At 56.1% G+C, this 12,700-nt stretch carries 13 protein-coding genes; 1 reads left to right on the plus strand and 12 read right to left on the minus strand.

The features are described from left to right. Positions 1-47: 47 nt before the first annotated feature. The 12 genes from atpE to rpmH all read right to left on the minus strand — a co-directional run bounded on the left by atpE (position 48) and on the right by rpmH (position 10,593). On the minus strand, positions 48-305 hold the full coding sequence (gene atpE / locus CPH89_RS10120; protein ID WP_002555987.1) for a F0F1 ATP synthase subunit C: 258 nt from the start codon (positions 303-305) through the stop codon (positions 48-50). 133 nt (positions 306-438) lie between these two features. Further along, positions 439-1,308 carry a F0F1 ATP synthase subunit A gene (gene atpB, locus CPH89_RS10125; protein ID WP_053258795.1) on the minus strand — a complete coding sequence of 290 codons (870 nt, stop codon included), beginning with the start codon at positions 1,306-1,308 and terminating at the stop codon, positions 439-441. A gap of 16 nt (positions 1,309-1,324) precedes the next feature. Next, positions 1,325-1,732: a F0F1 ATP synthase subunit I gene (locus CPH89_RS10130; RefSeq protein ID WP_053258796.1), complete on the minus strand. Its 408-nt coding sequence runs from the start codon at positions 1,730-1,732 to the stop codon at positions 1,325-1,327. Between the two features lie 148 nt (positions 1,733-1,880). Beyond that, positions 1,881-2,753, minus strand: coding sequence for a ParB/RepB/Spo0J family partition protein (locus tag CPH89_RS10135; RefSeq protein WP_053258797.1), 873 nt, complete (start codon positions 2,751-2,753; stop codon positions 1,881-1,883). A gap of 9 nt (positions 2,754-2,762) precedes the next feature. After that, positions 2,763-3,560, minus strand: a complete 798-nt coding sequence (locus tag CPH89_RS10140) for a ParA family protein (RefSeq protein WP_016978715.1) — start codon at positions 3,558-3,560, stop codon at positions 2,763-2,765. An 18-nt stretch (positions 3,561-3,578) separates the two neighbouring features. Next, on the minus strand, positions 3,579-4,223 hold the full coding sequence (rsmG, locus tag CPH89_RS10145; protein ID WP_053258798.1) for a 16S rRNA (guanine(527)-N(7))-methyltransferase RsmG: 645 nt from the start codon (positions 4,221-4,223) through the stop codon (positions 3,579-3,581). Beyond that, positions 4,220-6,112 (minus strand): tRNA uridine-5-carboxymethylaminomethyl(34) synthesis enzyme MnmG, encoded by a 1,893-nt coding sequence (gene mnmG / locus CPH89_RS10150; RefSeq protein ID WP_053258822.1) that lies wholly within the window; start codon positions 6,110-6,112, stop codon positions 4,220-4,222. The genes rsmG and mnmG overlap by 4 nt, the downstream gene beginning before the upstream one ends. A 552-nt stretch (positions 6,113-6,664) precedes the next feature. Then, complete coding sequence (gene mnmE, locus CPH89_RS10160; protein WP_053258799.1) at positions 6,665-8,035, minus strand: tRNA uridine-5-carboxymethylaminomethyl(34) synthesis GTPase MnmE; 1,371 nt, start codon at positions 8,033-8,035, stop codon at positions 6,665-6,667. A 79-nt stretch (positions 8,036-8,114) separates the two neighbouring features. Continuing rightward, entirely contained in the window at positions 8,115-9,797 is a 1,683-nt protein-coding gene (yidC, locus tag CPH89_RS10165; protein WP_053258800.1) for a membrane protein insertase YidC, read from the minus strand. A 2-nt stretch (positions 9,798-9,799) separates the two neighbouring features. Beyond that, positions 9,800-10,045 carry a membrane protein insertion efficiency factor YidD gene (gene yidD, locus CPH89_RS10170; protein WP_073636650.1) on the minus strand — a complete coding sequence of 82 codons (246 nt, stop codon included), beginning with the start codon at positions 10,043-10,045 and terminating at the stop codon, positions 9,800-9,802. After that, positions 10,038-10,442, minus strand: a complete 405-nt coding sequence (gene rnpA, locus CPH89_RS10175) for a ribonuclease P protein component (protein WP_026013533.1) — start codon at positions 10,440-10,442, stop codon at positions 10,038-10,040. The genes yidD and rnpA overlap by 8 nt, the downstream gene beginning before the upstream one ends. A gap of 16 nt (positions 10,443-10,458) precedes the next feature. Then, positions 10,459-10,593 carry a 50S ribosomal protein L34 gene (gene rpmH, locus CPH89_RS10180; protein WP_003213577.1) on the minus strand — a complete coding sequence of 45 codons (135 nt, stop codon included), beginning with the start codon at positions 10,591-10,593 and terminating at the stop codon, positions 10,459-10,461. Between the two features lie 585 nt (positions 10,594-11,178). Between rpmH and dnaA the strand changes: the two genes are divergently transcribed. Continuing rightward, on the plus strand, positions 11,179-12,699 hold the full coding sequence (dnaA, locus tag CPH89_RS10185; RefSeq protein WP_053258801.1) for a chromosomal replication initiator protein DnaA: 1,521 nt from the start codon (positions 11,179-11,181) through the stop codon (positions 12,697-12,699). Position 12,700 lies beyond the last annotated feature (1 nt).

Here is a 12,700-nt window from a genome sequence, read left to right on the forward strand (position 1 = left end):
GCTCATTCGTTGTCCATCACCCCAATCAACTCGAAAAATTCGAGTGATTAGCCAGCGAGTTGACCAACGAAAGGGTTCGCGAAGGTGAAGAACAGAGCGATACCAACGCCGATCATGGTCACGGCGTCGAGCAGGCCGGCGACGATGAACATTTTAACTTGCAGCATTGGGACCATTTCTGGCTGACGCGCTGCGCCTTCCAGGAATTTGCCGCCCAGCAGGCCGAAACCAATGGCAGTACCCAGGGCGCCCAGGCCGATCAACAGTGCAACAGCGATAGCGGTTAGACCAACTACAGTTTCCATCTTTCCTCCCGACTTTTACGTCGTATGGTTTAGGTTTTTTAGATTTTAAAGCGGTAAAACAAATCGTTTCATAGCCCTGGTGGGCCACCTTCCCGTGTTACCGGGAAGGACATCAGACTAGTCGAGACTGGTCTTAATGGTTCTCTTCGTGCGCCATCGACAGGTATACGATGGTCAGCATCATGAAGATGAACGCCTGCAGGGTGATGATCAGGATGTGGAACACAGCCCACGCCCACTGCAGAACGATGCCCAGGCCGCTAAGCCAGAGCAGACCACTGCCGAACATCACAGCGATCAGAATGAATACCAGCTCGCCGGCGTACATGTTGCCGAACAGTCGCAGGGCCAGGGAAATAGGCTTGGCGACCAGGGTCACGAACTCCAGCAGGAAGTTCACCGGGATCAGCAGGGCTTGAACGAAGATGTTCTTGCTGCCGAACGGGTGCAGGGTCAGTTCGCCGATGAAGCCGCCGATGCCCTTGACCTTGATGCTGTAGAAAATGATCAACGCAAACACCGACAGGGCCATGCCCAGGGTGGCGTTAGGGTCCGTGGTGGAAACCGCACGGAATGGAATGTGGTGATCGCCGGTGATCAGGATGGCTAGCTGAGGAATCCAGTCGACCGGAATCAGGTCGACGGCGTTCATCAGGAACACCCAGACGAAGATGGTCAGTGCCAGCGGTGCAATCACCGGGCTACGGCCATGGAAGCTGTCTTTCACGCTGCCATCGACGAATTCGACCAATACTTCAACGAAGTTCTGCAAAGCACCTGGCTGACCGGAAGTCGCCTTCTTTGCCGCCATGCGGAAAATCAGGACGAAGATCAGACCCAATGCGACAGACCAACCCAGAGTATCCAGGTGGAATGCCCAGAAGCCCATTTCTTTGGCTTCTGCTGCGGTGTGGGCGAAGCCCCAGCCGCCGTTGGGAAGCTGACCGAAGGTCAGGTTCTGCAAGTGGTGCTGGATATAGCCCGAAGCGGTTGTTTCTGCCATGGTTGCCTCAAACGCCCTAAGGTTTCGAAAGTCTTGTTTTCATTAGCAGGGGAGCGAACCAGCTGACCAGTTGGGTCAACACGAAGACGCCGAATACAGCCAGCGGCGCCAATGGCTTCACACCTGCAAAGGTCAGTGCAAACAGCACTGCCGTCAAAATCAATTTCCCTGCCTCGCCAGCATAAAAAGACCGGACGATGGACTGGGCTGCTCGGGCGCCGGAAAACCGAAAGGCCCTGTGAGCAAAATACATATTGGGCAGCAAGGCTATCAGGCCTCCGCAGAGTCCTGAATACCCGGCTACGACTCCATGCCAATACCAAAGCGCCAATGCGGCGATCAGCAAAACGACAAATTGAGCCAATAAAACCGGGAAAACGGCCAAGCGATGGAACGGCAACGTGTTTGGCGTGCGGGTTTCCATCACTCTTGCTCCTCAATGGTCGGCTGCCGGAAATCAATAACTTGGCATAATTTGTGCCGACAAAATGCGCGCAGAGTATAGGGGCGGTTCTGCCCCTATTCAACTGTCGGGTAGTGTTTTCCGATCGCGCGCTACATAAGCAAATGTTTCAGCGGATGTGGGCAAGGACGCCTTGAAGCTCATCAAGCGAGTTATATCCGATCACCAATTGCCCTTTGCCTTTCTTGCCATGGCGAATTTGCACCGCAGAGCCTAGGCGCTCGGCCAGGCGCTGCTCGAGACGCGCGATATCCGGATCAGGTTTGGCGGTTTCGACCGGTGCAGGTTTGCCGCTCAGCCACTGCCGAACCAGGGCCTCGGTCTGACGAACGGTGAGCCCCCGTGCGACAACGTGTCGCGCCCCTTCAACCTGTTGATTTTCCGGCAAACCGAGCAAAGCACGTGCATGACCCATTTCCAGGTCGCCGTGGGACAACATGGTCTTGATCACTTCGGGCAGCGCGATCAAACGCAGCAAGTTGGACACCGTCACGCGGGATTTACCCACCGCATCGGCCACTTGTTGCTGGGTCAGCTGGAATTCCTGCTGCAGGCGCTGCAACGCGATCGCTTCTTCGATCGGGTTGAGGTCTTCACGCTGGATGTTCTCGATCAATGCCATGGCGATGGCGGTTTCGTCCGGCACATCGCGCACCATCGCCGGGATGGTGTCCTTACCGGCCTGCTGGCTGGCACGCCAGCGGCGTTCGCCGGCAATGATTTCGAAGCGGCCGCCACCGATCGGGCGCACCACGATCGGCTGCATTACGCCCTGGGCCTTGATCGAATTGGCCAGCTCTTCCAACGCCTGCGGGTCCATGTCGCGGCGTGGCTGGTATTTACCACGCTGGATCAGGTCCAGCGGCAGGTGTTGCAGCTCGCGCTCGTCGGCCTGCACCGCTTGTTCTTCAAGCGAAGTGACGGTAGGACCACTCAGCAGTGCATCCAGTCCACGTCCGAGACCTCGTTTCTTGACGGCCATGGGAATTCCTTAAGTTGGCTGGGCAGCAGCGGTGCGTGAGTTGCGGCGTTGACGGCGAACCATCTCGCCGGCCAGTGCCAGATAGGCAATGGCACCACGCGATGATTTGTCGTACGCCAGCGCGGGCATGCCATAGCTTGGCGCTTCGGCCAGGCGGATGTTACGTGGGATCACGGTGTCGTAAAGCTGATCGCCAAAGTGTTCCTTGAGCTGCGCCGACACATCGTTCATCAGGCTCAGGCGCGGATCGAACATCGTGCGCAACAGGCCTTCGATCTGCAGGTTCGGGTTGAGCAGTTCAGCGATTCGCTTAATGTTATCCACAAGGTCGCTCAACCCTTCGAGTGCGTAGTACTCGCACTGCATGGGGATAATGACCCCATCGGCCGCCACCAATGCGTTCAGCGTCAGCATCGACAGTGAAGGCGGGCAGTCGATCAAAATGTAGTCGTAGTTCTCGCGGATCGGCGCCAAGGCGCTGCGCAGACGGCTTTCTTTCATCTGCATTTCCAGCAACACCACTTCCGCCGCCGTCAAATCGCGGTTGGCCGGCAGCAGTTGATAACCGCCGTGTTCGGAGTAGTGCATGGCCTGGGCCAGGTCGCACTCGCCGATCAGCAAGTCGTAGACCGAGTTTTCCAGGCCGTGTTTATCCACACCGCTACCCATGGTGGCGTTGCCCTGTGGATCGAGATCGATCAACAGCACCCGGCGCTTGGTAGCAACCAGGGATGCTGCGAGGTTGATGCAGGTGGTGGTTTTGCCCACGCCACCTTTCTGGTTCGCTATCGCGAATACCTTAGCCATTCTTGCTTGTGTTCCCAATCATGCCGTGCGGCGCAGTATCAGCAGATGGCGTTGGCCTTGGCAACCGGGTACGGCCAAGGCGTGTTCGCTATCGAGGTGGAAGTCTGCCGGCAATGCTAACAGCTCGTCGCTTGGATGAACGCCCTTCATTGCCAGCCAGCGAGTGTCGCGGTCGCCCAAGTGGCGAGTCCAGTTACTGAAGTTCTCCATGCTGCTGAACGCCCGGGAAACAATTCCGTTGAAAGGCTGTTCAGGCGTGAATTCTTCGACCCGACTGTGGATAACTTGTAGGTTATCCAACTTGAGCTCGAGTTTGACCTGGGTCAGGAAGCGGGTTTTCTTGCCGTTGCTGTCCAGGCACGTCACTTGCGAGTCCGGAAACAGGATGGCCAGGGGAATACCTGGCATGCCACCGCCACTGCCAACATCGAGCCAGCGGCCGTTTTCGATAAACGGCATCACGCTCAGGCTGTCGAGCAAATGACGGGAAACCATTTCGTCAGGATTGCGCACCGCAGTCAGGTTGTAAGCCTTGTTCCATTTGATCAACAGGGCCAGGTAGCCCAGCAGTAATTCGTGCTGGGCAGCAGTCAGGTCAACACCCAACTGGCGTGCCCCTGTGGATAACTCTTCGGCGTGTTGCGAGGTGACCAACGAACTCAAGCGCTTTGCTCCAACTGACGGCCCGCGCCGCGTTTTTTCAAATGAATCATCAACAGCGAAATCGCTGCCGGGGTGACGCCGGGAATACGTGACGCCTGACCCAATGTCTCCGGCCGAGTTATCCCCAGCTTGCTTTGAATTTCTTTCGACAAACCGGAAATCCCGGTGTAGTCGATATCCACAGGCAGCTTGGTGTTTTCACTGGCGCGCAAGCGAGCGATCTCGTCCTGCTGGCGGTCAATGTAACCGGCGTATTTGGTCTTGATTTCAACCTGCTCGGCCACTTGTGGGTCTTCGGCACCTTCGCCTGTCACTTCGACCAGACCAGCGTAGTCGATTTCCGGACGGGACAGCAGGTTGAGCAAATTGTATTCGTGGGTCAGCGGCGTGCCGAATTTTTCGGCGATCGCGTCGCCTTGCTGGGTGCCCGGGCGAACCCAGGTACTTTTCAGGCGTTGCTCTTCCAGCGTGATGCTTTCGCGTTTTTTGCAGAAGGCGGCCCAGCGGGCGTCGTCGACCAAGCCCAGCTCGCGACCTTTTTCGGTCAAGCGCAGGTCAGCGTTGTCTTCGCGCAGGATCAGGCGGTATTCCGCCCGGGACGTAAACATCCGATACGGTTCCTGGGTCCCCAGGGTAATCAGGTCGTCGACCAATACGCCGATGTACGCCTCATCGCGACGCGGGCACCAGCTGTCTTTGCCTTGCGCACGCAGCGCTGCGTTGGTCCCGGCCAGCAAACCTTGGGCGCCGGCTTCTTCGTAACCTGTCGTGCCGTTGATTTGCCCGGCGAAGAACAAGCCGCCGATCACTTTGGTTTCCAGGCTGTACTTCAGGTCACGCGGGTCGAAGTAGTCGTATTCGATGGCGTAGCCCGGGCGCACGATGTGTGCGTTTTCCATGCCGCGAATCGACTGCACGATCTGGATCTGCACGTCGAAGGGCAGGGACGTGGAAATCCCGTTCGGGTATAGCTCGTGAGTGGTCAAGCCTTCGGGCTCGATGAAGACCTGATGACTTTCCTTGTCGGCAAAGCGGTGGATCTTGTCTTCGATCGACGGGCAATAACGCGGGCCAATGCCTTCAATCACCCCGGAATACATCGGCGAACGATCAAGGTTCGCGGCAATGATTTCGTGGGTACGGGCGTTGGTGTGGGTAATCCAGCAACTGACCTGTTTCGGGTGCTGTTCCTTGGAGCCCATGAACGACATCACCGGAATCGGCGTATCGCCGGCTTGTTCGGTCATTACCGAAAAATCCACAGAGCGCCCATCGATACGCGGCGGGGTCCCGGTTTTCAGGCGACCGACACGCAGCGGCAATTCACGCAGGCGTTTTGCCAAGGCAATCGACGGCGGATCGCCAGCGCGACCACCGGAATAGTTCTGCATACCGATGTGGATAAGTCCGCCGAGGAATGTACCGGTGGTCAACACCACGGATTCAGCGAAGAAACGCAGGCCCATTTGGGTGACAACACCGCGTACCTGGTCCTGTTCGACGATCAGGTCATCCGCGGCTTGTTGAAATATCCACAGGTTCGGTTGGTTTTCCAGGGTTTCGCGAACCGCCGCCTTGTACAGGATGCGATCAGCCTGCGCCCGAGTCGCACGAACGGCCGGGCCTTTGCGGCTGTTGAGCACGCGAAATTGAATACCACCCTTGTCGGTAGCCATGGCCATGACACCGCCCAGGGCGTCAATTTCTTTGACCAGATGGCTTTTGCCGATGCCACCAATGGCGGGGTTGCAACTCATGGCTCCGAGGGTTTCCACGTTGTGCGTCAGCAACAGGGTTTTGACGCCCATGCGTGCTGAGGCCAGTGCTGCCTCGGTACCGGCATGACCGCCGCCGATGACGATCACTTCAAAACGGGAAGGGAAATCCACCACGCACCTCGTGCCTGCTTATGTAGGTAATCAGGAATTGATTGTTGAAAGAGTTTTAGAGCTTTGGCGGCAAGTATAGGGACTTAGCCCTTCCTAAAGAACCCTTTGCACAAAATTTAACCAGCTGTGGATGAATCACAGACAATAGAAATTAAAAGAGAAGAAATTTATAAGATCTTTGTTTTTATGTTTATTTCTACTGAGCCTACTTTCTGTGGATAGATCTCTACAGGCCTTTATTTACAATGTGTACAGCGATTCAAAAGTCTGTGGTCATGTGCCAATGAGGCCCTTGGATAAGTGCTTTAAGCCTGTGGATTAAACAGGTTGTTATCCACAGAGGGGTTTTTACTCAGGTTTCAAGCCCTGTTATCAACTGGGCACAAGGGCGGTTATTCACAGGGCTTAATCCACAGAAATTGGCCCACGTGACCCAATAGCGCGCACACAAAAGCCGCCATAGGCACAGTGGTGAATCAAAAGATGGAATGAGATGCCCTGAAGCGGGCGAAACAGACAGGCACGAATGGCCTGTCTGTGGACAACGAAGGGTTATTTACCGATGCAGAAGCTGGAAAAGATCCTTCCCAGAAGGTCATCGGAGCTGAATGCGCCGGTTATTTCGCCCAGCAGCTGTTGTGCCTGACGTAAATCCTCAGCCAGCAGCTCCCCTGCGCCCGCCAACGTCAGCTGAGCCCGACCGTGCTCCAACGCCGCGCTGGCATGACGCAGTGCCTCCAGGTGCCTGCGGCGTGCACTGAAGCTGCTTTCCGAGGTCTGCTCATAGCCCATGCACGCCTTGAGATGGTCGCGTAACAACTCCAGGCCGTCACCGGCCGACTTGGCACTCAGGCTGATGGTAACGTGGCCATCTTCGCTGGTTTCCATGGCGATGGCTTCGCCGGTCAGGTCCGCCTTGTTGCGGATCAAGGTCACTTTGGCGGGATCTGGTCGCTGCTCAAGGAACTCCGGCCACAAGGCAAACGGGTCCACGGCCTCAGGTGCTGTGGCATCCACCACCAGCAGCACCCGATCCGCTTCGCCGATCGCCTTGAGCGCGCGTTCCACGCCGATCTTTTCGACCTGGTCATCGGTATTGCGCAAGCCGGCGGTATCAACCACGTGCAGCGGCATGCCATCGATGTGGATATGTTCACGCAAGATATCCCGGGTGGTGCCTGCAATCTCGGTCACGATGGCGGCTTCACGACCTGCCAGGGCATTCAGCAGGCTGGACTTGCCTGCATTCGGACGACCGGCAATCACTACCGTCATGCCGTCGCGCAGCAATGCACCCTGTCCGGCTTCACGCAAAACTGTGGATAACTCATCACGAACTTTATCCAGCATTGCCAGGACATGGCCATCGGCAAGGAAGTCGATTTCTTCCTCTGGGAAATCAATGGCGGCCTCAACGTAGATGCGCAAGCTGATCAGTTGCTCGGTGAGGTTGTGCACACGCAGGGAAAAAGCCCCCTGCAGCGACCGCAACGCATTGCGCGCCGCTTGCGCAGAACTGGCCTCGATAAGGTCAGCAATCGCTTCGGCCTGGGCCAGGTCAAGCTTATCGTTGAGGAATGCCCGCTCGCTGAACTCTCCCGGGCGAGCCAAGCGGCAACCTAACTGCAGGCAGCGCTGTAGCAACATATCCAATACCACCGGGCCGCCATGCCCTTGTAGTTCCAGTACATCTTCACCCGTGAACGAGTTTGGGCCAGGAAAATACAGGGCCAGGCCTTCGTCCAGCACGGTGCTATCGGCGTCCAGAAATGGGCCGTAGTGGGCGTATCGGGGTTTCAACTCGCGGCCGCTGATGGCCTGGGCTGCCACGCTGGCGAGAGGCCCGGAAATTCGAACGATACCGACACCGCCACGACCTTGGGCGGTCGCGACAGCAGCGATGGTTTCACGAGGAGCGCTCATCAGCAGGTTCCAGAACAAAAGTGACGGAAAGCAAAACGCCCCACTAGGGGGCGTCTTGAGTGGTTATCCACAGAGTAAATTATGCTGCAGCTTTTTTGGTAGCCGCTTCAATTTTACGTGTGATGTACCACTGTTGAGAGATCGACAGGCAGTTGTTGACCACCCAGTACAGCACCAGACCTGCAGGGAACCACAGGAAGAAGAAGGTGAAGATGATTGGCATCATTTTCATTACCTTGGCTTGCATCGGGTCCGGCGGAGTCGGGTTCAAGCGCTGCTGGATAAACATGGTCGCGCCCATGATGATCGGCAGGATAAAGAACGGGTCTTTGATCGACAGGTCAGTTATCCACAGCATGAACGGAGCCTGGCGCATTTCGACGCTTTCCAGGAGTACCCAGTAAAGCGACAGGAACACCGGCATCTGTACCAGAATCGGCAAGCATCCACCCAGCGGGTTGATCTTCTCTTTCTTGTACAGCTCCATCATGGCCTGCGACATTTTCTGCCGGTCATCACCATGTTGCTCTTTCAGCGCGGCCAGTTTCGGAGCCACGGCCCGCATACGTGCCATCGACTTGTAGCTGGCTGCCGACAGAGGGAAGAAGATCCCTTTGATCAGCATGGTCAGTAAGATGATCGAGAAGCCCCAGTTACCAACGATGCTGTGGATATGTTGCAGCAACCAGAAGATCGGCTGGGCAATGAACCACAGAATGCCGTAGTCCACAGTCAGTTCCAGACCTGGGGACAACTCTTTCAGTACCGCTTGGCTTTTCGGGCCGGCATACAGCGTGGCGCTGGTTTCAGCCTTGGCACCTGGAGCGACGGTCAACGCCGGGCCAGTAAAACCAATGATGTAGTTGCCTTGGCTGTCTTTGCGGGTTTGAACCAGGTTGGCTTCACCCTTGTTCGGGATCCATGCGGTCACGAAGTAGTGCTGCAACCAGGCGACCCATCCACCTTGGACTGTTTCTTTCAGCGCGCCCTTGTCGATGTCTTTCATCGACACTTTTTTGTACGGCTCGCTACTTGTCCACAGGGCGGCGCCCAGGTAAGTCGCGGTGCCGGTGGCAGTGCTGGAAGAAGGATCGGCGCTGTTGTCACGCTTAAGCTGGGCAAACAGGTTGCCCGTCCACGGTTTGGCGCTTTCGTTGTCGATCAGGTAAGTGACCTTCAAGTCGTACAAACCACGGGTGAAGCTGAAACGCTTGATGTAATTGACGCCGTCGTGACTGAATTTCAGGTCAACGTTCAACTGGTTCTGGCCATCAGCCAGTTGATAAGTCTTTTGTTCGGTCGAATAAACCGGACGACCGGTAGCACGAGCATCCGGACCGTCAGTGCCGGTCAGGCCACTTTGGGCCAGATAAACACGTTCGCCGCCATTATCGAACAGCTGGAACGGAACATCCGGATGGTCTTGGCGACGTGGATACAGCGGCAGTTTCAACTGCGCGATATCACCACCTTGAGGGTCGATAGCCAGGTCGAGCACATCCGTTTTTACGTGGATGAGGTCTTTGTTAGTGACAACCGGCGTTTCTACAGGGGTGCTGGTATCGGCATTCGCGCTGGGTACATCGGCACTGGCGGACGCATTGTTACCCAACGGGGTGTCCGGAATAGCCGGAGCAGCCTGATTGGTAGCAACATTCTGAGTCGGCAGGGCAGCCTGGCCATAGTCCTGGTTCCACTTAAGAACCATGACATAGGACACGATTGCCAGGGCGACGATCAGGATCGTGCGTTTAATATCCATGATTACTCGGCCATCGAAGAAGAACGGGAGGTAGGGATAGGTGGAACCGGGTCAAAACCACCGGGATTCCACGGATGACAGCGGCCTAAACGACGAAAGGCCAGCCAGCCACCGCGCAGAAGACCATGATTTTCTATGGCCTCTAACGCGTAGCAGGAACAACTGGGGTAGAAACGACAGTGGTCGGCCATCAGAGGACTAATGGCATAACGGTAAAACTGGATCGGAACGAGGGCCAGTTTACGCATTGGTGCTGTCTACCCCTACAGTTTCGGTGCTGACTGCTGGTGCTGGCTTGTTGGTACGCGCCAAACGTTTCCAGAGCTTGCCGAAATGCTGAATCAATTCGGGGTTTTCTACATCCCCCAAGCCTTTGCGCGCGACGATAACAATATCCCAACCAACCAGAGTGTCCTGGTGGAGGCGAAACGATTCGCGCATCAGACGCTTGAGGCGATTGCGCTCAACGGAGAGCTTTACGCTCTTCTTGCCGATCACCAACCCGAGACGGGGGTGATCCAGATCGTTGTTACGCGCAAGGAGCAGGAGATTTTTCCCCGGAACCTTGCCGGTGGGGGAGTCAAAGACTGCCTTGAAGTGCCGGGGGGTTAGCAGACGCTTTTCCCGACTGAAGTCCTGACTCACCACCAGTACCGGATTATCAAACTGCCAGACGCGCACGACCTTTGGCGCGGCGACGCGACAGGACAGCACGGCCGTTCTTGGTAGCCATGCGAGCACGGAAGCCGTGAGTACGGGCGCGTTTGATGGTGCTTGGTTGGAAAGTACGTTTCATGGCGTTGTTACCTGGTTCGTCCACAACGGGCCGGAATGGCCCCCGTTTTAAGAGACCGGCGATTCTAGAGAAAGCAAGCCTCTAGGTCAATTTCCAACCAGCTTTTCCTTTAATTAGATTCTTCTGGCCTATCAGCGCGTTTCTGTTCGCTCGGCTTTCATGAGCAGGACGATAGATATAAAAATAAAGAAGGAAGTTATTTAAAGCTTTTCTGTAAAGCTTATAAAAGCTAGGGTGGCGATCATCTGTGGATAACTGCCTTAAGGCCATATTCCACGTGGTGTACAGAGAATGACAACACGGGGGAGAAACGGTGCTCTGCCTGTGCTGCGCTGTCGGATAAGCTGTGTGTGGAATGGGGTTTTATCCACAGGCCAGTTACCCACAGACTTTCGACCCCACTTGTACAACGAGCTTAGGTGCGCTTATCCACAGAGCTTATGCACAGACCACTGGTCGGCTTTTTTACGCTTAACGCATTGATTTTGGGTGCCCTGTGAGCAACCTACGTGTGGATAAGTAGGCGACTGACCGCTACAATGGCGGCTGTTTTTGCCTCACCGGCTTTCAACTTAGGGGATATCCGTGTCAGTGGAACTTTGGCAGCAGTGCGTGGAGCTTTTGCGCGAAGAGCTGCCTGCCCAGCAATTCAACACCTGGATCCGTCCGCTACAGGTCGAAGCCGAAGGCGACGAGTTGCGTGTCTACGCGCCGAATCGTTTTGTTCTCGACTGGGTCAATGAGAAGTACCTGAGCCGCGTTCTCGAATTGCTCGATGAGCACGGTAATGGCCTTGCGCCTGTGCTTTCCTTATTAATAGGCAGCAAACGCAGCTCTGCACCGCGTGCTGCGCCGAATGCGCCGTTGGCCGCGAGTGCCTCTCAGGCTCAGGCAGCAGTGGCACCTGTTAATAACTCACCCGCACCGGTCGCCCAGACGCCTTCGAAATCAGCGTCGCAAAAAAACGCACCTATAAATGAAGAGCCGTCGCGCGACAGCTTCGATCCAATGGCCGGTGCCAGCTCTCAGCAAGCGCCGGTCCGCGCAGAACAGCGCACCGTCCAGGTAGAAGGTGCGCTCAAGCACACCAGTTACTTGAACCGTACGTTCACCTTCGAAAACTTCGTCGAAGGTAAATCCAACCAGCTGGCCCGCGCGGCAGCCTGGCAGGTGGCCGATAACCCCAAGCATGGTTACAACCCGCTGTTCCTTTATGGTGGTGTTGGCTTGGGTAAGACGCACTTGATGCATGCTGTGGGTAACCACCTATTAAAGAAGAACCCGAATGCCAAGGTCGTGTACCTGCACTCGGAGCGCTTCGTAGCGGACATGGTCAAGGCGTTGCAGCTCAACGCCATCAACGAGTTCAAGCGTTTCTACCGCTCGGTTGATGCCTTGCTGATCGATGACATTCAATTCTTCGCTCGCAAGGAACGTTCCCAGGAAGAGTTTTTCCACACCTTTAACGCGTTGCTCGAAGGTGGCCAACAGGTCATCTTGACCAGTGACCGTTATCCGAAGGAAATCGAAGGCCTGGAAGAGCGTTTGAAGTCGCGCTTTGGCTGGGGGCTGACCGTTGCGGTAGAGCCGCCGGAGCTGGAAACCCGCGTCGCGATCCTGATGAAAAAGGCCGACCAGGCGAAAGTCGATCTGCCCCACGATGCTGCTTTCTTTATCGCTCAACGCATTCGCTCCAACGTGCGTGAGTTGGAAGGTGCGCTCAAGCGGGTCATTGCTCACTCGCACTTCATGGGTCGCGACATCACCATCGAGTTGATTCGGGAATCCCTGAAAGACCTGCTGGCACTGCAAGACAAGCTGGTGAGTGTGGATAACATTCAGCGCACCGTGGCTGAGTACTACAAGATCAAGATTTCTGACCTGCTTTCCAAGCGCCGCTCGCGCTCGGTGGCACGTCCTCGTCAGGTGGCCATGGCGCTCTCCAAAGAGCTGACCAACCACAGCCTGCCGGAAATCGGTGATGTGTTTGGCGGTCGCGACCACACCACGGTCTTGCACGCGTGCCGCAAGATCAACGAACTTAAGGAATCCGACGCGGATATTCGCGAGGACTACAAGAACCTGCTGCGTACACTGACTACTTGAT

The organism is Pseudomonas fluorescens, from assembly GCF_900215245.1.
Classification (GTDB): Bacteria; Pseudomonadota; Gammaproteobacteria; order Pseudomonadales; family Pseudomonadaceae; genus Aquipseudomonas; species Aquipseudomonas fluorescens.

Bases quoted from the DNA above. Each gene is read 5' to 3' on its own strand.
- atpE (WP_002555987.1), bottom strand. From the start codon at position 305: ATGGAAACTGTAGTTGGTCTAACCGCTATCGCTGTTGCACTGTTGATC.
- atpB (WP_053258795.1), bottom strand. From the start codon at position 1,308: ATGGCAGAAACAACCGCTTCGGGCTATATCCAGCACCACTTGCAGAAC.
- CPH89_RS10130 (WP_053258796.1), bottom strand. From the start codon at position 1,732: ATGGAAACCCGCACGCCAAACACGTTGCCGTTCCATCGCTTGGCCGTT.
- CPH89_RS10135 (WP_053258797.1), bottom strand. From the start codon at position 2,753: ATGGCCGTCAAGAAACGAGGTCTCGGACGTGGACTGGATGCACTGCTG.
- CPH89_RS10140 (WP_016978715.1), bottom strand. From the start codon at position 3,560: ATGGCTAAGGTATTCGCGATAGCGAACCAGAAAGGTGGCGTGGGCAAA.
- mnmE (WP_053258799.1), bottom strand. From the start codon at position 8,035: ATGAGCGCTCCTCGTGAAACCATCGCTGCTGTCGCGACCGCCCAAGGT.
- yidC (WP_053258800.1), bottom strand. From the start codon at position 9,797: ATGGATATTAAACGCACGATCCTGATCGTCGCCCTGGCAATCGTGTCC.
- yidD (WP_073636650.1), bottom strand. From the start codon at position 10,045: ATGCGTAAACTGGCCCTCGTTCCGATCCAGTTTTACCGTTATGCCATT.
- rpmH (WP_003213577.1), bottom strand. From the start codon at position 10,593: ATGAAACGTACTTTCCAACCAAGCACCATCAAACGCGCCCGTACTCAC.